The following is a 22,981-nucleotide window of genomic DNA, read 5'->3' as shown; positions in this document are numbered from 1 at the left end:
ATTTTGATGCAGATCAATCCTGATCCAAGCTGACACCTTTCAGCACTAACTTTTGCAAGTAAAGTTAGCGTGATGTGCCACATCTGCGGTACCTGCTGGCTTCATTGACATAACCCAACGTTAACAGTAGTTGAAAGAACTGACTTAAAGCTTTGCCGGCAGCATAAATTTCTGTTGGCGCCTCTGGTTTTCCGCCCGGCTTATGCACTACATTAAGCGCGTTTTTCTACTCAGACTTTACCGGAGCCCACTTTGAACCCCGTGCTACTTGATCTATCCGGCTACATTAAGTTTTTTGTCGGTTTGTTTGCCCTGGTAAATCCGGTAGGTATCATCCCGGTCTTTATCAGCATGACCAGCTATCAGGCTGTGGTTGAGCGCAACAAAACCAACCTCACCGCGAACCTGGCCGTCGCCATTATCCTGTGGACGTCACTTTTCCTTGGTGATGGCATCCTGCATCTGTTTGGTATTTCGATAGATTCGTTCCGTATTGCCGGCGGGATTCTGGTCGTCACCATCGCGATGTCGATGATCAGCGGAAAACTGGGTGAGGATAAGCAGAACAAGCAGGAGAAGTCAGAGAGCGCCATTCGTGAAAGTATTGGCGTGGTACCGCTGGCTTTACCGTTGATGGCCGGTCCCGGCGCAATCAGTTCAACCATCGTCTGGAGTACGCGTTATCACAGCTGGCAGAACCTAATTGGCTTTAGTATCGCGATTGCAATTTTCGCGTTTTGCTGTTGGCTACTGTTTCGCGCAGCACCATTGATGGTGCGAGTACTTGGCCAAACCGGGATCAACGTTATCACTCGTATCATGGGATTGTTGTTAATGGCATTGGGCATAGAATTTATTGTCACCGGCATGAAATCAATCTTCCCCGGATTACTCAATTAATAGCCCTTAATTTTTAATCTTAACCAGCAACGCGATCCACAATGGTGCAACGTTAAACTTAATTGCACCATTTTGGTAATTTCATTCATCCTTCTTAACACATTAACCTCCGCATCACTTTTACTACTAATCTTGATAAAAGTATCCAGCAGTTCACATTAAACTGTGATAATTATCACAGATAAATACTCTGTATAATTCTTTCTTGTTAGCATTACGGGAAAGTCATTGGCTGAGTGATGAAATCATTATGTTGTGAAATGATGATTTTTCAGTTGTATTCGTAAAAACTATAACTTAATAACAATAATGAATAAACTTTATGCGATAACGATATTATATTGATTTAAATCAGTAGGTTAACTGATATTTCATCCCAATAATTAACACTTTTCCTACTTGACTGAACGTGATAAAAGAGAATCTGCTAACATTTTTGCAGTTTAGCTTTGGCGTGCGGGCATCGGTTCTGATAATTTTCGGCACATCACAAATTTTTTATCTGATAGCGACAAATGTGTACGCTTCTTGCTTACAGGCTATCAGGCTTATGATTAAGGTTGATATTTGTTGATGAAATGCATGGTAGCGAAAACGGCCGTACGTTCAGTGCTTGCCTTATGTCTCACAGGCGCAATGGCCTCAAGCCAGGCAGCACAAATTCCCGCAGGCACTGAATTATCCGAATTACAGCGGATCGTGATTAATAATGGCAGCGAAGTGGCAACGCTCGATCCGCAGAAAGCGGAAGGCGTGCCGGAATCCAATGTCATGCGTAATTTGCTGGAAGGTCTGGTTGAAACCGATAATAACGGTCAACTCGTCCCCGGTGTCGCTAAGCAATGGCAAAGCGAAGAAGGGCGCATCTGGACTTTCACGCTGCGTGACGATGCGCGCTGGAGTAACGGCCAGCCCGTTACCGCCCAGGATTTCGTCTACAGTTGGCAGCGCCTGGCCGATCCCAAAACGGCCTCGCCTTACGCCAGCTATTTACAGGCGGCCCATGTCGCCAACGTTGATGCCATCTTGTCTGGCAAAGCCGCGCCAGCTGAACTCGGCGTTAAAGCTCTCGACGATCGTCATCTACAAGTTACCCTTTCTGAACCCGTTCCCTATTTTGTTGCCATGCTGGCCCACAGTGCGATGAAACCCGTCTATCGTCCGGCGATAGAGCAGTGGGGCGAGCAGTGGACGCAGCCGCAACACTATGTTGGCAATGGCGCTTTTACGCTGTCGGACTGGGTGGTGAATGAAAAAATCGTGGTGAAGCGCAATCCGCAGTATTGGGATAATGCACACACGGTGATTGAAGAGGGCGTGTTCTTGCCGCTCTCTTCAGAGAACAGTGATATCAACCGCTATCGCAGCGGTGGCACCGATATGACCAACAGTGCAGTGCCGCCGGAACTGTTTAAAAAGTTACAGCAGGATCTCGGCGATGAGGTCAAAATCAGTCCGCTGCTGTGCACCTTCTACTACGAAATCAACAACAAAAAAGCGCCGTTCGATGACGCACGAGTACGTGCAGCGCTGAAGTTAACCCTTGATCGCGACATCATTGCGCAGAAGATCATGGGTCAAGGTCAGATTCCTGCCTACGGTTTGACGCCGCCGTTTACCCACGGTATCACGCTTTCCCCACCGACCTGGGCGCAACAAACGCAGTCCGAGCGTAATGCCAGCGCCAAACAGTTATTAGCTGAGGCCGGCTTTAATCAGCAAAACCCGCTGCGTTTTACGCTGCTGTACAACACCTCGGAACAAAACAAGCGACAGGCGATTGCTGCGGCCTCGATGTGGCAAAAAAATCTAGGTGCGGTGGTGACATTACAGAATCAGGAGTGGAAAACGCTGCTGGAGACGCGTCACCAGGCGCAGTACGACGTGGTACGCGCGACATGGTGCGCGGATTACAACGAGCCTTCGACCTTCCTGAATATGCTGTTGAGCGGTTCATCAATTAACACCGCGTTTTATCAAAGTCCGGCGTTCGACCAGTTAATGAAGCAAACATTAACCACTTCAGATGAAGCAAAGCGCGCCGCTCTTTATCAGCAAGCTGAAGCGCAACTCGATAAAGATTCGCCAATCGTACCTGTCTACTACCGCGTTAGCGTGCGGTTGGTAAAACCTTGGGTGGGCGGTTTTACCGGTAAAGATCCGCAGGACATGCTGGCGTTGAAATACTATTACATAAAGAAACATTGAGTAATGGGCCGATCCGGCGCTACAGTCGGGCGGCACTTTACCGTGGTAAACCCTGAAGGGTGATTAGGGTCTTCGTTCAGACACGCGAAGATCACCTGGAAACGGGGTACGCCGGGCGTTAAATCGACCCGGTAAAGATAATAAAACTGGAGCGTAATAATGAACAACATCACAAAAAAAAGCCTGATTGCAGCGGGCGTATTAGCAGCAATCGGCGCGCTGGCAGGGAATGCCGCGCTGGCAGCAACAGTGCCAGCAGGCGTTGAATTGGCAGCAAAACAGGAACTGGTTCGCGGTAACGGCGATGAAGTACAGTCGCTTGATCCCCACAAGATTGAAGGTGTTCCCGAAGACAACATCGCGCGTGACCTGTATGAAGGTTTGATCACCAGCGACAGCGATGGCAAACCAGTTCCGGGCGTGGCGGAAAGCTGGGAAAACAAAGATTTCAAAGTCTGGACTTTCCACCTGCGCAAGAACGCTAAATGGTCCAACGGTGAACCAGTCACCGCACAAGATTTCGTTTACAGCTGGCAGCGCCTGGTCGATCCGAAAACTGCATCGCCTTATGCCAGCTATCCGCAATACGGTCACATCGTCAATGTTGACGACATCATCGCCGGTAAAAAGCCGACATCCGAGCTGGGTGTAAAAGCCATCGACGATCACACGCTGGAAGTGACGCTGAGCGAGCCCGTACCGTACTTCTATAAGCTGCTGATCAACTCAGTAATGTCTCCGGTTTATAAACCTGCTATCGACAAATTCGGCGATCAGTGGACCCAACCGCAGAACTGGGTCGGCAACGGCGCATTCAAACTTGAATCACACGTGATCAACGAACGCGTAACTCTCGTGCGTAATACGCAGTATTGGGATAACGAGCATACCGTTCTGAACAAAGTCACCTTCCTGCCAATTAACTCCGAAGTCAGCGACGTTAACCGTTACTTCTCTGAGAACGGCAGTGATATCACTTACAACAACATGCCAATCGAGCTGTTCAAAAAACTGCAGCGTGATAACGGCAAAGAGTTGATGGTGAAGCCATATCTGTGCACCTATTACTACGAAATCAATAACCAGAAAGCACCATTCACCGATCCACGCGTCCGTACCGCGCTGAAACTCGGTCTGGATCGCGACATCATGGTGAACAAGGTTCTGGCACAAGGTCAGCAACCGGCTTACAGCTTCACCCCGCCAGCCACCGATGGCATGGAACTGCTGCCGCCGGATTGGTTCAAATGGGATCAGAACAAGCGTAACGAAGAAGCGAAAAAGCTGCTGGCTGAAGCGGGTTACACTGCGGATAAACCGCTGACCTTCAACCTGCTGTACAACACCTCCGATCTGCACAAGAAACTGGCGATCGCTGCCTCTTCTATCTGGAAGAAAAACATCGGCGTCAACATCAAGCTGGAGAACCAGGAGTGGAAAACCTTCCTGGATACGCGTCATCAGGGCAACTTTGATGTCTCTCGTGCGGCATGGTGTGCGGATTACAACGAACCGACTTCATTCCTGAACATCATGCTGTCTGACAGCAGCAGTAACACCTCGCACTATAAGAGCGCTGACTTCGATAAAGTTATCCACGATGCGGTTAAAGCCACAGACGATAAAGCGCGCGTAGCGGATTATCAGAAAGCTGAGCAGATTCTGGATAAAGACAGCACCATCGTGCCGGTTTACTACTACGTCAATGCGCGTCTGGTGAAACCTTACGTGGGCGGTTACACCGGCAACGATCCGCTGGATAAAACCGTCGATAAAAACCTGTATATCATTAAACATTAATAGCACTCAGGCTATCGATAGTGGCGGTGCTGCGGCACCGCCTTTTTACTTTGTGAAGCAACAGCCTGGTAGGTACGGCAATGTTAAAATTCATCCTGCGTCGGCTCCTTGAAGCCATCCCGACGCTGTTTATCCTCATCACCATCTCATTCTTTATGATGCGACTGGCACCCGGCAGTCCATTTACCGGCGAACGCGTTCTGTCGCCAGAAGTGATGGCGAATATCGAAGCGAAGTACCATCTCAACGATCCGATTGGCAAACAGTACCTGAGCTATCTGGTGCAGTTGGCACATGGCGACTTTGGTCCCTCGTTTAAATACAAAGATTACTCGGTCAATTATCTGGTCGGCCACGCCTTCCCGGTATCAGCCAAACTCGGTCTGGCGGCATTCTTCCTCGCCGTGGTGCTGGGCGTAACGGCTGGCGTGATCGCCGCCCTGAAGCAGAACAGCTTGTGGGATTATGCCGTGATGGGGGTCGCGATGACCGGCGTGGTGATCCCCAGCTTTGTCGTAGCACCGTTACTGGTGCTGGTATTTGCGATTACCTTACGCTGGCTGCCAGGCGGCGGCTGGAACGGCGGCCAATGGAATTACATGTTGCTGCCGATGGTGGCGCTGTCGCTGGCCTATATCGCCAGCATCGCGCGTATTACCCGTGGTTCGATGATTGAAGTGATGCACTCAAACTTCATCCGCACCGCGCGCGCCAAAGGCCTGCCGTTGCGCCGTATCGTGCTGCGTCACGCGCTGAAGCCCGCTATGTTACCGGTGCTTTCCTATATGGGACCGGCGTTTGTCGGCATCATCACCGGTTCCATGGTGATTGAATCCATCTATGGTTTGCCGGGCATCGGCCAGTTGTTCGTCAACGGGGCATTGAACCGTGACTACTCGCTGGTGATGAGCCTGACCATTCTGGTTGGCGTGCTGACCATTCTGTTTAACGCGATCGTTGATGTGCTATACGCCGTGATCGATCCGAAAATCCGTTACTGATTGTGGAGCTCGCCCATGATGTTAAGTAAGAAAAACAGCGAAGCTCTGGATGCCTTCAGTGAAAAACTGGAAGTCGAAGGGCGCAGCCTCTGGCAGGATGCGCGTCGTCGCTTTATACATAACCGCGCGGCGTTTATCAGCCTGCTGGTGCTGCTGGTGATCACGCTGTTTGTGGTGTTCGCCCCGATGTTGTCGCAATTTAAATATGACGATACCGACTGGGCGATGATGTCTGCCGCGCCGGATACCGTTTCCGGTCACTGGTTCGGTACTGATTCCTCTGGCCGTGACCTGCTGGTGCGCGTTGCGATTGGTGGCCGTATCTCGCTGATGGTGGGCATCGCTTCCGCGCTGATCGCGGTGCTGGTGGGCACGCTGTATGGCTCACTGGCGGGTTATCTGGGCGGTAAAATCGACTCGGTGATGATGCGTATTCTGGAGATCCTCAACTCCTTCCCGTTCATGTTCTTCGTCATCCTGCTGGTGACCTTCTTTGGTCGCAATATCCTGCTGATCTTTGTGGCGATCGGCATGGTGTCGTGGCTGGACATGGCGCGTATCGTGCGCGGGCAGACCCTGGGCCTGAAGCGCAAAGAGTTCATCGAAGCGGCGCAGGTCGGCGGTGTCAGCACCTTCAAAATCGTATTGCGCCACATTGTGCCGAACGTGTTGGGCGTGGTGGTGGTGTATGCCTCGCTGCTTGTGCCGAGCATGATCCTGTTCGAATCCTTCCTCAGCTTCCTTGGCCTCGGCACGCAGGAACCGCTGAGCAGTTGGGGCGCGTTGCTGAGCGATGGCGCCAACTCGATGGAAGTGTCGCCGTGGTTGCTGATGTTCCCGGCCGGTTTCCTCGTGGTCACGCTGTTCTGTTTTAACTTTATCGGCGATGGCTTGCGTGATGCCCTCGACCCGAAAGATCGTTAAGGAGTTTCCCGATGACCATTCATGAATTTCAGCCAGCCATGGCTGCACGTGCGGGAAACAATAACCTGCTGCTGGATGTAAAAGATCTGCGCGTCACCTTCAGCACCCACGATGGCGATGTCACCGCTGTGAACGACCTCAACTTTTCACTGCACGCAGGTGAAACGCTGGGCATTGTTGGCGAATCCGGCTCGGGGAAATCGCAAACCGCGTTTGCCTTGATGGGGCTGCTGGCAAAAAATGGGCGCATTGGCGGTTCAGCAAAATTTAACGGCGCAGAGATTCTCAATCTGCCAGAAAACAAGCTGAACAAACTGCGTGCTGAGCAGATCGCGATGATCTTCCAGGACCCGATGACGTCGCTGAATCCGTATATGCGCGTCGGCGAGCAGTTAATGGAAGTGCTGAAGCTGCATAAAGGCATGAACAGCGCCCAGGCGTTTGAAGAGTCGGTACGCATGCTGGACGCCGTGAAAATGCCGGAAGCGCGTAAACGCATGAAGATGTTCCCACATGAGTTCTCGGGCGGTATGCGCCAGCGTGTGATGATTGCGATGGCGCTGCTGTGTCGACCTAAGCTGCTGATTGCCGATGAGCCGACCACAGCACTCGACGTCACCGTGCAGGCGCAGATCATGACACTGCTGAATGAGCTGAAGCGCGAGTTTAATACCGCGATTGTGATGATTACCCACGATCTCGGCGTGGTAGCGGGTATCTGTGACAAAGTGCTGGTGATGTACGCCGGTCGTACCATGGAGTATGGACGTGCCCGCGATGTGTTTTATCATCCAGCACATCCGTACTCGATTGGCTTGCTGAGTGCGGTGCCACGTCTGGACGCTGAAGAGGGCGAGTCGCTGACCACCATTCCAGGCAACCCGCCAAACTTGCTGCGCCTGCCGCAAGGCTGTCCGTTCCAGCCTCGCTGCGCTTACGCCATGGACATTTGCGCCAAGGCACCGCCGCTGGAGCCTTTTGCTGAAGGGCGCTTGCGTGCCTGCTTCAAGCCGGTGGAGGAATTAGTATGAGCACCGTAGTCGAAGAGAAAAAAGTCCTGCTGGAGATCGCCGACCTTAAGGTGCACTTCGAGATTAAGGATGGCAAACAGTGGTTCTGGCAGCCACCGCACACGCTGAAAGCGGTCGATGGCGTCAGCCTGCGTTTGTACGAAGGTGAAACGTTGGGTGTTGTCGGTGAGTCGGGTTGCGGTAAATCGACGCTGGCCCGCGCTATCATTGGCCTGGTGAAAGCTACGGAAGGACGCGTCGCCTGGTTAGGACGCGATTTGCTGGGGCAAAGTCAGGAGCAGTGGCGTCAGGCGCGCAGCGATATCCAGATGATCTTCCAGGATCCGCTGGCATCGCTTAACCCGCGTATGACCATTGGCGATATCATTGCCGAACCGCTGCGCACCTATTATCCGAAGATGCCACGCCAGGAAGTGAAGGATAAGGTCAAAAGCATGATGATGAAGGTTGGGTTGCTACCTAACCTCATCAACCGCTATCCGCATGAGTTCTCTGGCGGCCAGTGTCAGCGTATTGGCATTGCGCGTGCGCTGATTCTGGAGCCGAAGCTGATTATCTGTGATGAACCGGTATCGGCGCTCGACGTGTCGATTCAGGCGCAGGTCGTCAATCTGTTGCAAAAGTTGCAGCGAGAAATGGGGCTGTCACTGATCTTTATCGCGCACGATTTGGCGGTGGTTAAACACATCTCCGATCGCGTGCTGGTGATGTATCTCGGGCATGCGGTTGAGCTGGGTACTTACGATGCGGTGTACAACAATCCGCAGCATCCGTATACCCGCGCGCTGATGTCAGCGGTACCAATTCCCGATCCGGATCTGGAGAAAAACAAGCAAATCCAGCTGCTGGAAGGGGAGCTGCCATCACCGATCAATCCGCCATCAGGTTGCGTATTCCGTACGCGTTGCCCGATTGCCGGACCAGAGTGTGCTAAAACCCGGCCGCTGCTGGAAGGCAGCTTCCGACATGCGGTGTCTTGTTTAAAAGTTGATCCGCTGTAAATGAAAACGCCGGGCGATTGCCCGGCGTTTTTTTATCTGTCGCTTACTCGCGCCACAAGATGTGGCAGAGTTTGTGATCTTTCTCGCGGCACAGCAGGACGCGTGCGAACACATCAGTGATCGGCTCGCCGTCGGCTTCACCCAGGCCAATCACCACTTCTGCGAAGAAGTCCGGGTTGAGATCAAAATCAACATGTTCCTGCCAGTCTTCCGCAGGATCGAACAGTTCCGCGCCACCGCGCTCTTCAAACTGCAGATTGAACAGAATAATGTCAGCGGGATCGAGATTGTCGCCAGCCAGCTCAAGAAAAATATCGTAAGCCTGTTCCAGCGTTTCATCTTCAGTAAGGCGATTATTTAAATCCATGGTCATTCCTGCTTGCCCTGAGGCGGTAATATTTTCGCTCGTTTTACAGTAAAGGACTAAAGAAGTAAAACAGTCGTTCAACGATGCGTTGCCACCAGGCACGTTTAGCCCAGCGAGCGCCATCCAGTAAGCGTGAGCGGGCGATGTAATCGTCCTGCACGGTAGCGAGATCGCTGCCAAAGCCATCATCATCAACCACCAATGTGATCTCAAAATTAAGCCACAGGCTGCGCATATCCAGATTAACAGTGCCGACCAAACTCAACTGCCCATCCACCAGCACACTTTTCGTATGCAACAGGCCATCTTCAAACTGGTAAATCTTTACGCCTGCTTCCAGCAACTCGGTAAAGAAGGCGCGGCTTGCCCAGCCTACCAGCAACGAATCATTGTGGCGCGGCACAATGATGCTCACTTCCACACCGCGTAACGCCGCGGTACAGATGGCGTGCAGCAGGTCATCGCTCGGCACAAAGTAGGGCGTGGTCATAATCAGCTGCTCACGCGCGGAGTAAACCGCCGTGAGCAAAGCCTGATGGATCATATCTTCCGGGAAACCAGGGCCAGAAGCGATTACCTGAATGGTATGACCGCTCTCCTGTTCGAAGGGCATCACGTTGGCATCTGGCGCGGGCGGCAGAATGCGTTTACCGGTTTCAATCTCCCAGTCGCAGGCATACACAATGCCCATGGTGGTTGCCACTGGACCTTCCATGCGCGCCATCAGATCAATCCATTGGCCCACGCCCGCTTCCTGCTTAAAGAAGCGTGGATCGACCAGGTTCATGCTGCCGGTATACGCGATGTAGTTATCGATCAGCACCACTTTGCGATGCTGACGTAAGTCCATGCGGCGCAGGAACACACGCAGCAGGCTTACCTGCAATGCTTCAACCACATCGATGCCAGCGTTGCGCATCATATTGGCCCACGGACTGCGGAAGAAGGTCACGCTGCCCGCTGAATCCAGCATCAAGCGGCAATGCACACCGCGACGCGACGCGGCCATCAACGATTCCGCTACTTCATCAGCCAGCCCGCCGGGATGCCAGATATAGAACACCATCTCGATGTTGTGACGCGCCAGCTGGATATCACGAATCAGCGCGTGCATCACGTCGTCGGAGCTGGTCAGCAACTGCAGCTGATTACCTTTCACGCCAGCAATGCCCTGACGATGGCGGCACAAATCAAACAGGGAACGCGCCACGTCGCTGTGTTCGGTGGCAAAGATATGCCGACACTGTTTGAGATCGTTGAGCCATTTGGCGGTAGAGGGCCACATGGTGCGTGCGCGTTCGGCACGCCGTTTACCTAAATGCAACTCACCAAAGGAGAGATAGGCGATTATACCCACCAGCGGCAGAATGTAGATGATCAGCAGCCAGGCCATTGCAGAGGTGACTGCGCGGCGTTTCATCAGAATACGTAGCGTGACACCCGCAATCAGCAGCCAGTAACCAAACAGCAGTAACCAACTGATGAGGGTATAAAATGTGGTCATTAAGTGGACATCCTGTTCGCGCTTTGTTGTGCAAAGTTTACGTGCTGATCACAGGTAGTGAAACCTTTAATCGTGAATGACGTTTCGATGAAGCTTTCGATTTGGTATTTCCCAACAGATCTTTATAATGCCTGCCGAGTTTAGCCTGTCTGAGAGGATGTGATGACACGTAGCAAAAATGAAGTGGCGCGCTGGAGAATGTTACGTCAGGTACACCGTCGTCGTTCTCGCTGGCTGGAAGGGCAGTCGCGTCGTTATAAACGCATCCACACCATTCGTCATCAGGTGGCGCAGCAGCATCGCCGTTCCATTCTGTTTATCTCACAAATGGTCTGATGGGCTTACGCGGCCACTATGCGCCGCGTAGTACCCGAATAACATTGACCATCTCTACTGCCGCTGCCAGCACAATTAACATCACAATGTGCTGCCGAGCGTTGCGCCAGCCTTGCTGATGCCATAGCCAAAGTGCTCTGCCGATGAGAGCGAAAGCTATCACCAGCAGTAAAACTGACTGCCACATAGATTAGAAAACGCGTTTGAACGGTTTGACCGCGACTTTCTCATACACGCCTGCGGCAATGTAGGGATCGTCTTTGGCCCATGATTCCGCGACTTCCAGTGAAGAGAATTCGGCGATGATCACGGAACCGCTGAAACCGGCCGGGCCTGGATCGTTGCTGTCAACCGCTGGCAGCGGACCCGCAGCAATCAGACGACCTTCATCTTGCAACAGCTGTAAACGAGCAAGATGCGCGGGACGTACCGAGTTGCGTTTTTCCAGTGAATCAGCGGTATCTTCCGCATAAATGACGTAAAGCACGATGGGATACTCCCGTTAGACTTGCCGAAATTGCGTGACACGTTAAGTGATCGTTAATCAGAGTGCAAACGAAAGATAAATACGCTGTCATTCAGCGCAATCAGGGTTAAAAAAGGCCTTTCTGCAGCCACATTTACATCGCTTATTGAAACTGATTGCTATTTGCATTTAAAATCTGCGCTTCACTCAATGAACATGAATGATATGACCACGTTGACTACGCCTTTACCTACACGTACCCCCATTGCTGTAATTTTATCCGTGGTACTTCACGGTTCGTTGATCGCTGGCATTCTCTATGCATCGTTTCATCAGGTCATTGAAGTTCCAAAAGCGTCGCAGCCTATCAGCGTTTCGCTGGTGGCGCCTGAAGTACAACCCGAACCTGCACCTGCCCAGGTTACGCCACCACCTCCCGAGCCTGAGCCGGAACCTGAAGTAGCGCCAGAGCCGCCGAAGGTTGAGCCGGTGCCAATTCCTAAACCGGAACCTAAGCCGAAGCCAAAACCTAAACCGAAGCCAAAGGTGGAAAAAAAGGTTGAGCCGAAACCGCGTCAGGAAGTGAAGCCGCAGGAAAATCCGGTGAAGCAGGACGCGCCAACCACGCAGACGCGTCCAACCACCGCGCCGAAAGCCAATCCAACCGCAACGCCAAGCATCTCTGATGGCCCGAAAGCGATGAACGTCAGCAAACCAGCCTATCCGGCGCGTGCGTTCGCGCTGCGCGTTGAGGGACGTGTACGCGTGCAGTTTGATGTTGATAGTGAGGGACGTGTCGATAACGTTGAGATCTTGTCGGCTGAACCGCGCAACATGTTTGAGCGCGAAGTGAAACAGGCGATGAAGAAATGGCGTTATCAGCCGGGTCGTCCGGGTAAGAATCTGACCATGAATATCGTGTTCCGCATCAACGGCGGCGCCAATATCGAATAAGCAATGATATTTGAGAAGCAAAAAGAAAGCGGTCAGATGACCGCTTTTTTAGTGTTATAGATCGCTTAAATTACTTCTACCGGGCGGTAGTGGGCGAGATTGCCCGGTATTGTCGACGGCGACGTAGACAAACACCGCTTCAGTTGCGCAGTAAGTCTGTCCAATGGGTTCGGACGACACTTTCTTGATCCACACTTCGACGTTAATGGTCATGGAGCTGTTGCCGGTGCGGATGCAGCGTGCGTAGCAGCTCACCACATCGCCAACCGCTACGGGTTTAAGGAACGTCATTCCATCCACGCGCACGGTAACAACACGTCCTTCAGCAATCTCTTTTGCCTTGATTGCGCCGCCCATATCCATCTGCGACATCAACCAACCACCAAAGATATCACCGTTGGCATTGGTGTCCGCTGGCATTGCCAGGGTACGCAACACCATCTCGCCTTGCGGCGACTTATGTTTTTCGTCCATTGCTCAGTTCTTCTGCAGGTGAAGAGAAGCCCGACGTTGTCGGGCGGAGTGGCATTATTTTTGTTCTTGTTGCGGCATCTGTCGCCAGATATACACGCCGCTTAACAGGGTAAAGAGTAGGGTCAGGCCGGTCAGACCGAACACTTTAAAGTTAACCCAAAATTCCTGCGATAACCAAAACGCAACATAAATATTCGCTAAGCCGCAGGCGAGGAAGAAAATTGCCCAAGCGATGTTGAGATTGCGCCACACGCCTGACGGCAATTGCAACTCTTTACCTAGCATGGTTTGGATCAGCGGTTGCTTCATAAACCACTGGCTGTAGAGCAGCGCGACGGCAAACAGCGAATAAATTACCGTGACTTTCCATTTGATAAATTCATCGTTGTGGAACACCAGCGTCAGCGTGCCGAATACCGCAACCAGCACAAAAGTAAAAATGGTCATCTTTTCCAGCTTGCGGTAAAGCACCCAACTGACGACCAGCGCCAGACCGGTGGCAACAATCAGTGCACCGGAGGCGACAAAGATGTCGTACAGCTTGTAGAAGATGAAGAAAACCACCAGGGGAAGAAAATCGAGTAACTGCTTCATAGCGTTTCCAATTAGGGCAGGAGCGTTCAATTATGGCGCCCGGGTGAGCGCCATAACGATTAACGTAACAGCATATACAGCCGGTACAGATAGATGATCAGTACAGCGGAGACCAGATTACCCAGCGCGTTCAACACCACGGAGGCGATGTTGGCGGGCAGCACGGTCAGCGATGAAAAGAAGAACATCAGCACAATTTTGGCCAGCAGCCACAGCACAATGGCCGGTGCGATAACCTTAATATTCTTCCATGCGAGACGCATGCTGGCGCGCATCGCGCCGATCACGCCGAGCTTCTCATTGGCGAGAATCACTGGCGCCAGTGAAAACAGGATGGCCAGAATCACGCCCGGCACCATCAGCACCATAAAGCCCAGCTGTACCAGCAAGGTGATCAGGAAGGTTTGCAGCAGCAGCTTTGGCAGGATTGGCGCAGACGCACCAATAGCACGCAGAGCGCTCACGCGTTGTCCGCCCGACACCATTGGGATCAGGAATAGCATGCCACCCAGCAGCAGCGTATTACCAATCAATGCAGCAAACGTGCCTGCAGCGGAAGCGCGCAGCAAAATACGCTGCTGATCCGGAGACATATTTTGTACCAGCTCAAACAGCGAGGATGCGCTGTCATCTGACTGGCTCAACAATGAGAGCTGGTCTTCACCTGGCGTTAACGCGTGGCCGACGATCACAGTAATGAACGAGGTCAGCAGCGCCAGCAATAAAATAGTAACCAACTGATGGCGCAAAAAATTTCCTGTGTCACGGTATAACGAGCTTGCCGTGATAGACATGTAAACTCCTTGAAAGAACCGGATTAATTAACCCGGCGATTGTACATGTTCTACTGGCGTGCTGGCACCCGCATTGGGATAACTTTCTGTCATAACAGGTAAAGAAGGGTGAAAAAGCGCAGGAAGACCATAGCGAGCACGGGCGCGATCGCAGGCTTCGTTCAGTTCACCGTTCTCGCCGGACATTGAAAACTCCCGACAAGGTGACGGACGCTGCTGATAAATGCCGCAGGAGACGCAGCCGCCGACCTCTCCCTCTAGCGCAACACAGCGCGGTTGGTGTTGGTTGGTGCCGCGCATATTGCGCATAAACAGGCCTAACGGCTCGGTTAATTCAACGGGAACGGCACCGGCGCCATCATCGGCTTCGGCCCAGTAAAAAGAAACACGGAAATGCGCGCAGCATGCGCCACAGGTTACACAAGGGTTTAGTAAATCGCTCATCTGATCGCCCGCCACCTCTAAGGCATCGAACCAAAATCACACAGGGGAAAGGTAAAATAATCACGGCGGAAAATTTTCGCAAGCGGACTTTTATTACGCGGTGTAAGGCCAAAATTGATCTGAATCAATCCATTGTTTTTTAAGTGATTAATTTAGATTGATGCAGATGATCTTTTACCAAAAAAGGGGTAAATGTTGTGCCGCATTCAACATCGAGACCCATCTTTTTTGGCAAAGGAGTGATTATGAAACTGGCAAAATGCGCACTGCTGATGGCGCTGGCAATTCCGCAACTGGCTCTGGCTCATGAAGCCGGTGATTTCTTTATGCGCGCAGGTAGCGCCACCGTCCGTCCGACCGAAGGCTCTGACAATGTGCTGGGTATGGGCGGCTTTAACGTCAGCAACGATACGCAACTGGGTTTAACCTTTACCTATATGGCGACGGATAACATCGGCGTTGAGCTACTGGCCGCCACACCGTTTCGTCATAAGGTTGGACTGGGCGCCACCGGAAATCTGGCCACCGTGCGCCAGCTGCCGCCAACCTTAATGGCGCAGTACTATTTCTTTGATAGCAAAAGCAAAGTCCGCCCGTATGTTGGCGTCGGTATTAACTACACCACCTTCTATGATGCCAAATTCAACCAAACTGGACAGGATGCCGGCTTAAGCGACCTGAGCGTGAAAGACTCGTGGGGCATGGCCGGACAAGTTGGTCTGGATTATCAAATCAACCGCGACTGGATGCTGAACGCATCGCTCTGGTACATGGATATTGATACCGAAGTGAAATTCAAAGCCGGTGGTGAGCAGCAAAACATCAACACGCGTATCGATCCGTGGGTGTTCTTCTTTGGTGCGGGATATCGTTTCTAATCGGCAAGCAGAAATGAAGCGGGCGACCAGAAGGTCGCCCGTTGTGTTATTTGATCTGCATATTGTTAACCACAGACTTCACGCCTGCCACGCTACGCGTTACGGCAACAGCGCGATTAGCCATCTGCGGTGAGCTGACAAAACCGCTCAGCTGAACTTTACCCTTAAAGGTTTCAACATTGATTTCGGTCGATTTCAGCGACTCGTCATTCAACAGCTGAGCCTTAACTTTGGTGGTTACCACGGTATCGTCGATGTAACCGCCAGTGCCTTCTTTGGTTGCTGTGGGGGCACACGCGCTAAGAGCCAGCGCCATTACCGCAGCCATCATAAATCCTGCAACGACTTTAAAAAAATTCATTGGTTATCTCCCTGTCTTAGATGATGTTTCGCCGCAATGGGGCGGCGCAGTTAATTGTGGTCTGGCGATGCGAAATCGGCAAATCGGCACGTGCGAAAAAGTGAGAAATAGGGAACTTTTGCCACTTATTGATCCAATCCCAGTTTTAGCCGGGTATGAAAAGCTGAGAGTGGCCGAGAAAATGAGCAGGGGGGAGGTTTATGACAATAAAAAGGCCTTATCCGCGCGGGAATAAGGCCCTGAAGGATTTTAGCGAGTGGCCGCTTTCAGGCTACTCACAAAAGCTTTCAGCTCGCTGAGCAGCGTTGCCGGATCATTCTGGTTACGCTCAATGATTTTCACAATCGCCGAACCGGAAATGGCGCCCGCCGCACCCGCAGCGATCGCTTCTTTCACCTGGCCAGGCTCAGAGATACCAAAGCCCTGCAGCGGTGGCGCAGCGTTAAACTCATGCAGTTTTTCGATCAGGTGATGCAGCGGCAGGCTGGCACGATTTTCTGAACCGGTGACGCCTGCGCGTGACAGCAGATAGGTATATCCGCGACCGTGCGCAGCAATCTCGCGCAGCAGTTCATCGTCGGCATTTGGCGGACAGATAAAGATCGGTGCCACATTGTGGCGCATGGCAGCCTGACGGAACGGCGCAGACTCTTCCAGCGGCACATCAGCCACCAGCACGGAATCGACGCCCACCGCTTCACACTGCGCATAAAAGTTATCGATACCTTTGCTGAACACCAGATTAGCGTACATCAGCAAGCCAATCGGTAGGTCGGGATATTTCTGACGCACGGTCGCCAGAATTTCAAAACACTGCGCCACGGTGGTGCCGGAAGCAAAGGCACGCAGCGTCGCGCCCTGAATAGTTGGGCCATCGGCCAGCGGATCAGAGAACGGAATACCGAGTTCTAACGCGTCCGCACCGCCTTCCACCAAAGTATCGATAATTTTCAGCGACAGTTCAGGTGAAGGATCGCCGAGGGTAACGAAGGGGACAAACGCGCCTTCCTTCTGCGCCGACAGACGTTGAAACAGCTGATTATAACGTTCCATCAGATCTCTCCCTTGGCTTTCAAAATATCGTGAACGGTGAAGATGTCTTTATCGCCGCGTCCGGAAAGGTTAACTACCAGCAGCTGCTCTTTTTCCGGATTCTCGCGGATCATTTTCAGCGCATGTGCCAGCGCGTGTGAGGATTCGAGTGCAGGAATAATCCCTTCAGCACGGCACAGCTCTTTGAAGGCGCTGAGCGCTTCATCATCGGTGATCGACACATATTCTGCGCGGCCGATACTGTTCAGATGCGCATGTTGAGGTCCCACCGATGGGAAGTCCAGACCCGCCGAGATGGAGTAGGATTCTTCAATCTGACCCTCTTCGGTCTGCATCATCGGCGCTTTCATGCCGAAGTAGATCCCAACGCGACCGTGCTTAAGCGGCGCACCGTGTTCACCGGTTTCGATTCCGTGACCCGCCGGCTCAACACCGATCAGGCCAACGCTTTCTTCTTCGATGAAGTCAGCGAACATGCCGATAGCGTTCGAACCACCGCCCACGCAGGCTAACACCGCATCGGGCAGACGACCTTCGCGCTCCAGAATCTGAGCTTTGGTCTCTTCACCAATCATGCGCTGGAATTCACGTACGATAGTTGGGAACGGGTGCGGACCTGCGGCGGTGCCGAGCATGTAGTGCGCGGTCTCGTAGCTGCCAGACCAGTCGCGCAGCGCCTCGTTACAGGCATCTTTCAGCGTGGCTGAGCCGCTATGCACTGGAATCACTTCCGCGCCCATCAAACGCATACGGAATACGTTTGGTGACTGACGTTCAACATCTTTCGCGCCCATATAGATGCGGCACTTCATACCCAGCAGGGCACAGGCTAACGCTGACGCCACGCCGTGCTGACCGGCGCCGGTTTCCGCGATGATCTCGTTTTTACCCATACGCTTAGCCAACAGCGCCTGACCCAGCACCTGGTTGGTTTTGTGCGCGCCACCGTGCAGCAAATCTTCACGCTTCAGATAGAGGCGGGTTTTGGTGCCTTTGGTCAGGTTGCTACACAGCGTCAAAGCCGTTGGGCGTCCAGCGTAGTTTTTCAGCAGGTCAGTAAACTCGGCCTGAAACTCGGGATCGCGCTGCGCTTCAACAAACGCATTTTCCAGCTGGCGCAAAGCTGGCATCAGGATTTGCGGCACATATTGGCCGCCAAACTCGCCAAAATAGGGATTCAATAACGTGGTCATTTTCTCATCTTCCTTATTCGGCCCGCGCGATGGCGGGCAAGCGAAATTAATAGGCGCGCAGCGTGCGGAATACCGCCGCGACTTTGCTGGCATCTTTAATGCCTGGCGCAGATTCTACGCCGGAGTTGAAATCGAGGCCGGCACAGCCCAACTGCGCGGCTTCAACGCAGTTGTCAGCGCTTAAGCCACCGGCCAGCAATACGTTGCTGAGATCCTGGCCTTGCAGCAGTGACCAATCGAAACGCTGGCCGGTGCCGCCCTGGCCGTTATCGAACACGTAGCGATCGACGTGCGGCCAGTCGCGCGCAGGTAAGTGATCTTTGATGCTCAGCGCTTTCCAGATTTTAGTGTCTGCTGGCAGCGCCTGACGCAGTTGTGCTACAAACGCCTGATCTTCATCGCCGTGCAATTGTACTGCGGCCAGTTTTAACGTCTCCGCAAGCGTGACAATGTCACTTAAAGCATTGTTGCGGAACACGCCAACATACTTCAGCGGGGCAGCAGCCTGAACCAACTGCGCCTGCTCAATGCTGATTTTACGCGGCGAGCCTTCAGCGAAGATCAAGCCACCGTAAATGGCGCCAGCTTCCTGCGCTGCACGCGCATCTTCAGCGCGGGTCAGGCCACAGACTTTGTTATCGCCAAGCAACACGCGACGAACGCCAGCGGTGAGATCCGCTTCTTCCATCAGCGCGGAGCCAATCAGGAAGCCGTTAGCGAAGTGGCTCAATTCACGCACCTGCGCGTAATTGTGGATGCCGGATTCGCTGATGACGGTTACGCCATGTCCGAGACGCGGCGCTAACTGACGTGTGCGGTTCAGGTCGATCGACAGGTCGCGCAGGTCGCGGTTATTAATGCCGACGACTTTGGCTTCCAGCGCGATGGCACGTTCCATCTCTTCTTCATTACTCACTTCGGTCAGCACGCCCATTTTCAGGCTGTGCGCCACAGCGGCGAGCTGACGATATTGATCATCATCCAGCACCGACAACATCAGCAGGATGGCATCAGCTTGATAATGGCGCGCCAGATAGATCTGGTACGGTTCGATGATGAAGTCTTTGCACAATACCGGTTGCGTGATGGCGGCGCTGACAATCGGCAGGAACGCAAAATCGCCCTGGAAGTATTTTTCATCGGTTAACACCGATACCGCTGAAGCGTGGTGACGGTAAACGCCAGCAATAGTCGCGGGATCGAAATCCTCGCGAATCAGCCCTTTGGAAGGCGAGGCTTTTTTGCATTCCAGGATGAATACGGTGCGTGAGCCACGCAGTGCATCGTAAAAATGACGTTCCGCAGGCTGCAAATCGTTCTGGAAAGTGGCCAGCGGCTGCTGTGCTTTGCGCGCTTCAACCCAGACGGCTTTATCTTGTACGATTTTCTCTAAAACAGTGCCCTTAATACTCATCTCATCCTCTCGCTGCCAGAGCGACAACGCGCTCGTAGGCCTGTCCGCTGCGAATGGCAGCGATGGCGCGTTGTGCGTTGTCGCGCAAATCTTCATTTCCGAACACTTTCAGTAACATTGCGACGTTCACCGCAACCGCCTGCTCATGGGCGGGCTGGCCTTTACCCTGGAGTAAACGGGTCAGAATGTCACGGTTTTCTTCCGGCGTGCCGCCTGCCAACGCGTCTTTATCATGGAAGCCAAAACCGAAGTCTTCTGGCGTCAGCTGATAGCCGGTGATTTCGCCATCACGCAGCTCAGCGACCTGCGTTGGACTATGCAGCGCCACTTCATCCATGCCGCCGCCGTGTACCACGGCGGCACGTTGATAGCCGAGCACTTTCAGCGTTTGAGCGATCGGCAGCACCAGCTCCGGGCTATACACGCCAATCACCGCCAGCGGTGGACGCGCGGGATTGATCAGTGGCCCCAGCACGTTAAAGATCGTACGGGTTTTCAACTGCTGACGTACTGGCATCGCGTGACGAAAACCGCTGTGGTACTGCGGGGCAAACAGGAAGCAGACGTTGAGATCGTCCAGCGCCTGGCGTGCCTGCTCAGCAGGCATATCCAGATTGATGCCAAATGCTGCCAGCAGATCGGACGATCCCGATTTGCTGGAGACGCTGCGATTGCCGTGCTTCGCCACTTTCAGGCCACAAGTTGCCGCGACAAAGGCGCTGGCGGTAGAAATATTGATGCTGTTGCTGCCGTCACCGCCGGTACCCACGATATCGGCAAAGGTGTAATCCGGACGCGGGAACGGTTTCGCATCGGCCAGCAACGCGGAAGCGGCACCAGCGATCTCTTCCGGACGTTCGCCTCGGACTTTCATGGCGATCAGCGCGGCGGCTAACTGCGTCGGCTCCAGCTGACCGGTGATAATGGCGCTAAATAGCTGGTGGCTTTCGCCCTGGCTCAGCGTCTCGGACTGATAAAGTTTTTCCAGAATAGTTTGCATCATAATCTCCCTATTACTTCGCCAGCGCCCAGGCCAACGTCTGTTCTAACAAGCGCGCGCCCTGAGTGGTGAGAATGGATTCGGGGTGGAACTGGAAGCCACACACACGGTCGGCATCGTGGCGCACGGCCATCACCATGCCGTTGTAGCTGGCGTTAACGGTCAATTCGGCTGGCGTATTGCTGCCGACCAGCGAGTGATAACGTGCCACCGGCAGTGGATTGCTCAGGCCCGCGAACATGCCTTCGCCATCGTGGGTAATAGAAGACGCTTTGCCGTGCAGGATCTCGCCGGCCTGGCCGACATGTCCGCCGTAAGTTTCAACAATCGCCTGATGACCGAGACAGATCCCGATAATCGGCAGGCGGCCGCGCAGCGCTTGCAGTAAATCTGGCATGCAACCGGCATCTTTCGGCGCGCCCGGACCCGGCGACAGCATCAGAATCGGATTTTCCATCTGCTGCAGGCGTTCAATCAGCACTTCAGCGGGCACGTTGTTGCGGTAAATCACCACGTTGTGGCCGAAAGTACGCAGCTGATCAACGAGGTTGTAAGTAAAGGAGTCGATGTTATCGAGCAGCAGGATATCGGCCATCAGAAAATCTCCTTGCAGTGATGGGCTGTTGCGATGGCACGCAGTACCGCGCGCGCTTTGTTGCGGCTCTCGTCCGCTTCTGCCTGTGGCTGTGAATCCAGCACCACACCAGCGCCGGCTTGCACGGTGGCGACGCCGTCTTCGACCCACGCAGAGCGGATAACGATGCAGGTATCCAGATCGCCGTTAGCGGTGAAATAGCCGACTGCACCGCCGTAACTGCCGCGACGCGTACCTTCTTTCCCGGCAATCAGCTGCATCGCACGCACTTTCGGTGCGCCACTCAACGTGCCCATGTTCATGCAGGCGCGGTACGCGTGCAGCACGTCGAGATCTGCGCGCAGCGTGCCGACCACGCGTGACACCAGATGCATCACGAACGAGTAGCGGTCCACTTTGGTCAGGTCAGCCACGTAGCGGCTGCCCGGCACGCAGATGCGCGCCAAATCGTTACGCGCCAAATCCACCAGCATCAAGTGCTCGGCCATCTCTTTATGGTCGGTGCGCATTTCCAGTTCGATGCGGCTGTCGAGATCGCGATCCAGCGAGCCATCAGCATGGCGGCCGCGTGGACGGGTTCCGGCAATCGGGTAGATCTCAATCTGGCGCGAGGTCGCGTCATATTTCAGTGAGCTTTCTGGCGAGGCGCCAAACAATGCGAAGTCCTGATCCTGCATAAAGAACATATAAGGGCTTGGGTTGCTGTTTTTCAGCGTGTCGTAAGCGGCCAGTGGAGAAGGACACGGCAGCGAGAAGCGACGCGAAGGGACAACCTGGAAGATTTCGCCGATGCGAATCGCTTCCTGCATCTCACGCACCACGTTGCAATACTCTTCGTCGCTTTGACTGGTGCTCAGCGTCATTTGCTCGACGCGCTGGACCGGCAATGCTGGCGCAGCTTGCGTCATTTGGCCGCGCAGTTGTTCAATGCGGCCTTGCAGACGCTGGAACTCGCTGGTCGATGGGCTGAACAAGCTGGCCTGCAGACGCGCAGTGCGTTGCTGGTGGTCGATCACCAGTAAAGTTTCGGCCAAATAGAAGCAGTAATCAGGGCAACGCTGTTCGTTACGCAGCTCCGGCAGATCTTCGAAACCCGCCACCAGGTCGTAGGCAAACAAGCCACCGAGCAGCATCGCTTCGCGTTCTTCTTCCGGGCTGTTCACCAGTTGCGGGATCAGGCGCAGCGCATCAAAGACGGAAAGGGCCTTCAGGCGCGAATCTTCGTCCTGCATACCTTGCGGCTGAGTGAAATGCAGCTCGCGGCCATCGGGGCGCACATCGATGCGCACTTCAGGTGGCAGCGCTTCGTCTAGCAGCGGCAAGATGGCGCGACCATTTTCCGACAGCGCTTTGATGGTGACGATGTTGCCCAACGCGCTGACGCGCAGTGCGCTATCGACGATTAACAGGCTTTTCAGGTTTTGTTTGCTGTCGATATCAGCGGATTCAAGCAGCAGAGTTGCTGGACGTGCGCCGCATAACTGATGAAACACTGCGGCCGGATCTTCGCGGTAGGGCGCGGTACCGGTTATCAACTTCAATGTAGGTTTCGCAATAGCCATAATGGATTCTCTGAATTTCGCTCAAAAAAAAGCCCGCTCGGTGGCGGGCTTAGGTATCAATCTGCACTGCGGTTACGCGAGTTGTGCACGACGATGTCGCCCGATAAAGGGATCTTCGCGCCACCAA

22 protein-coding genes, 1 pseudogene and 1 other annotated feature (1 of these 24 running past the window's edge) are annotated in these 22,981 nt (G+C 53.5%); of the genes and pseudogenes, 10 read left to right on the top strand and 13 right to left on the bottom strand.

From position 1 onward, the window contains the following. Nucleotides 1-252: 252 nt before the first annotated feature. The 7 genes from NR302_RS10430 (at nt 253) to oppF (ending at nt 8,865) form a co-directional block, all read left to right on the top strand. Entirely contained in the window at nt 253-900 is a 648-nt protein-coding gene (locus NR302_RS10430; RefSeq protein WP_008106584.1) for a YchE family NAAT transporter, read from the top strand. A 573-nt stretch (nt 901-1,473) separates the two neighbouring features. Next, nucleotides 1,474-3,108 carry an ABC transporter substrate-binding protein gene (locus NR302_RS10425; RefSeq protein ID WP_258143414.1) on the top strand — a complete coding sequence of 545 codons (1,635 nt, stop codon included), beginning with the start codon at nt 1,474-1,476 and terminating at the stop codon, nt 3,106-3,108. 159 nt (nt 3,109-3,267) lie between these two features. After that, complete coding sequence (gene oppA, locus NR302_RS10420) at nt 3,268-4,908, top strand: oligopeptide ABC transporter substrate-binding protein OppA (protein WP_008106580.1); 1,641 nt, start codon at nt 3,268-3,270, stop codon at nt 4,906-4,908. Nucleotides 4,909-4,988: 80 nt separating this feature from the next. Continuing rightward, the gene (gene oppB / locus NR302_RS10415) at nt 4,989-5,909 is read left to right on the top strand and encodes an oligopeptide ABC transporter permease OppB (protein WP_007892378.1); all 921 of its coding nucleotides are present in this window, start codon (nt 4,989-4,991) and stop codon (nt 5,907-5,909) included. Between the two features lie 15 nt (nt 5,910-5,924). Next, nucleotides 5,925-6,833 carry an oligopeptide ABC transporter permease OppC gene (gene oppC / locus NR302_RS10410; protein ID WP_008106577.1) on the top strand — a complete coding sequence of 303 codons (909 nt, stop codon included), beginning with the start codon at nt 5,925-5,927 and terminating at the stop codon, nt 6,831-6,833. Nucleotides 6,834-6,844: 11 nt separating this feature from the next. Beyond that, the gene (locus tag NR302_RS10405; RefSeq protein ID WP_061718771.1) at nt 6,845-7,864 is read left to right on the top strand and encodes an ABC transporter ATP-binding protein; all 1,020 of its coding nucleotides are present in this window, start codon (nt 6,845-6,847) and stop codon (nt 7,862-7,864) included. Continuing rightward, on the top strand, nt 7,861-8,865 hold the full coding sequence (oppF, locus tag NR302_RS10400; protein WP_258143413.1) for a murein tripeptide/oligopeptide ABC transporter ATP binding protein OppF: 1,005 nt from the start codon (nt 7,861-7,863) through the stop codon (nt 8,863-8,865). The genes NR302_RS10405 and oppF overlap by 4 nt, the downstream gene beginning before the upstream one ends. A 43-nt stretch (nt 8,866-8,908) precedes the next feature. Here oppF and NR302_RS10395 read toward each other — a convergent pair whose 3' ends face one another. Further along, a complete protein-coding gene (locus NR302_RS10395; protein WP_196761379.1) occupies nt 8,909-9,238 on the bottom strand; it encodes an HI1450 family dsDNA-mimic protein in 330 nt (109 codons plus the stop codon). Nucleotides 9,239-9,275: 37 nt separating this feature from the next. Beyond that, the gene (gene cls, locus NR302_RS10390; protein WP_154156317.1) at nt 9,276-10,736 is read right to left on the bottom strand and encodes a cardiolipin synthase; all 1,461 of its coding nucleotides are present in this window, start codon (nt 10,734-10,736) and stop codon (nt 9,276-9,278) included. 162 nt (nt 10,737-10,898) lie between these two features. Between cls and NR302_RS10385 the strand changes: the two genes are divergently transcribed. Next, nucleotides 10,899-11,072, top strand: coding sequence for a YciY family protein (locus NR302_RS10385; RefSeq protein WP_258143412.1), 174 nt, complete (start codon nt 10,899-10,901; stop codon nt 11,070-11,072). Nucleotides 11,073-11,262: 190 nt separating this feature from the next. Here NR302_RS10385 and NR302_RS10380 read toward each other — a convergent pair whose 3' ends face one another. Continuing rightward, nucleotides 11,263-11,559 carry a YciI family protein gene (locus NR302_RS10380; RefSeq protein WP_008106569.1) on the bottom strand — a complete coding sequence of 99 codons (297 nt, stop codon included), beginning with the start codon at nt 11,557-11,559 and terminating at the stop codon, nt 11,263-11,265. A gap of 204 nt (nt 11,560-11,763) precedes the next feature. On the opposite strand from NR302_RS10380, the gene tonB reads away from it, so the two are divergent. Continuing rightward, entirely contained in the window at nt 11,764-12,492 is a 729-nt protein-coding gene (gene tonB / locus NR302_RS10375) for a TonB system transport protein TonB (protein WP_258143411.1), read from the top strand. Nucleotides 12,493-12,546: 54 nt separating this feature from the next. Here tonB and yciA read toward each other — a convergent pair whose 3' ends face one another. Genes yciA through NR302_RS10355 form a run of 4 tightly spaced genes read right to left on the bottom strand, consistent with a single transcriptional unit; the run spans nt 12,547 to nt 14,798 of the window. Then, complete coding sequence (gene yciA / locus NR302_RS10370; protein WP_007892397.1) at nt 12,547-12,966, bottom strand: acyl-CoA thioester hydrolase YciA; 420 nt, start codon at nt 12,964-12,966, stop codon at nt 12,547-12,549. A 54-nt stretch (nt 12,967-13,020) separates the two neighbouring features. Beyond that, nucleotides 13,021-13,560: a septation protein A gene (locus NR302_RS10365; RefSeq protein ID WP_008106564.1), complete on the bottom strand. Its 540-nt coding sequence runs from the start codon at nt 13,558-13,560 to the stop codon at nt 13,021-13,023. 59 nt (nt 13,561-13,619) lie between these two features. Then, entirely contained in the window at nt 13,620-14,354 is a 735-nt protein-coding gene (locus NR302_RS10360) for a YciC family protein (protein ID WP_008106561.1), read from the bottom strand. A 27-nt stretch (nt 14,355-14,381) separates the two neighbouring features. Beyond that, on the bottom strand, nt 14,382-14,798 hold the full coding sequence (locus NR302_RS10355) for a YkgJ family cysteine cluster protein (protein WP_008106559.1): 417 nt from the start codon (nt 14,796-14,798) through the stop codon (nt 14,382-14,384). Between the two features lie 245 nt (nt 14,799-15,043). Between NR302_RS10355 and ompW the strand changes: the two genes are divergently transcribed. Further along, nucleotides 15,044-15,676 carry an outer membrane protein OmpW gene (ompW, locus tag NR302_RS10350; RefSeq protein ID WP_008106557.1) on the top strand — a complete coding sequence of 211 codons (633 nt, stop codon included), beginning with the start codon at nt 15,044-15,046 and terminating at the stop codon, nt 15,674-15,676. A 46-nt stretch (nt 15,677-15,722) separates the two neighbouring features. Here ompW and NR302_RS10345 read toward each other — a convergent pair whose 3' ends face one another. The 6 genes and pseudogenes from NR302_RS10345 to NR302_RS10320 all read right to left on the bottom strand — a co-directional run bounded on the left by NR302_RS10345 (nt 15,723) and on the right by NR302_RS10320 (nt 22,854). Then, nucleotides 15,723-16,037, bottom strand: coding sequence for a BON domain-containing protein (locus tag NR302_RS10345; protein ID WP_008106555.1), 315 nt, complete (start codon nt 16,035-16,037; stop codon nt 15,723-15,725). A 249-nt stretch (nt 16,038-16,286) separates the two neighbouring features. Next, complete coding sequence (gene trpA, locus NR302_RS10340; protein WP_258143410.1) at nt 16,287-17,090, bottom strand: tryptophan synthase subunit alpha; 804 nt, start codon at nt 17,088-17,090, stop codon at nt 16,287-16,289. Next, nucleotides 17,090-18,283 carry a tryptophan synthase subunit beta gene (gene trpB, locus NR302_RS10335; protein ID WP_007892408.1) on the bottom strand — a complete coding sequence of 398 codons (1,194 nt, stop codon included), beginning with the start codon at nt 18,281-18,283 and terminating at the stop codon, nt 17,090-17,092. Before trpB ends, trpA begins: the two co-directional genes overlap by 1 nt. Before the next feature lie 46 nt (nt 18,284-18,329). Then, nucleotides 18,330-19,691 (bottom strand): bifunctional indole-3-glycerol-phosphate synthase TrpC/phosphoribosylanthranilate isomerase TrpF, encoded by a 1,362-nt coding sequence (gene trpCF, locus NR302_RS10330; protein WP_258145185.1) that lies wholly within the window; start codon nt 19,689-19,691, stop codon nt 18,330-18,332. Nucleotides 19,692-19,698: 7 nt separating this feature from the next. Then, nucleotides 19,699-21,292 (bottom strand): annotated as a pseudogene (trpD, locus tag NR302_RS10325) (bifunctional anthranilate synthase glutamate amidotransferase component TrpG/anthranilate phosphoribosyltransferase TrpD). Next, nucleotides 21,292-22,854, bottom strand: coding sequence for an anthranilate synthase component 1 (locus NR302_RS10320; RefSeq protein WP_008106546.1), 1,563 nt, complete (start codon nt 22,852-22,854; stop codon nt 21,292-21,294). Before NR302_RS10320 ends, trpD begins: the two are co-directional and overlap by 1 nt. 23 nt (nt 22,855-22,877) lie before the next feature. Beyond that, nucleotides 22,878-22,981 (bottom strand) — a sequence feature (Trp leader region); it runs 5 nt beyond the window's last position.

Source organism: Pantoea sp. SOD02 (assembly GCF_024707505.1).
GTDB classification, from domain to species: Bacteria; Pseudomonadota; Gammaproteobacteria; order Enterobacterales; family Enterobacteriaceae; genus Pantoea; species Pantoea symbiotica.
Note: the sequence above shows the minus strand (reverse complement) of the source record. Positions and strands in the feature narration are given on the sequence as shown.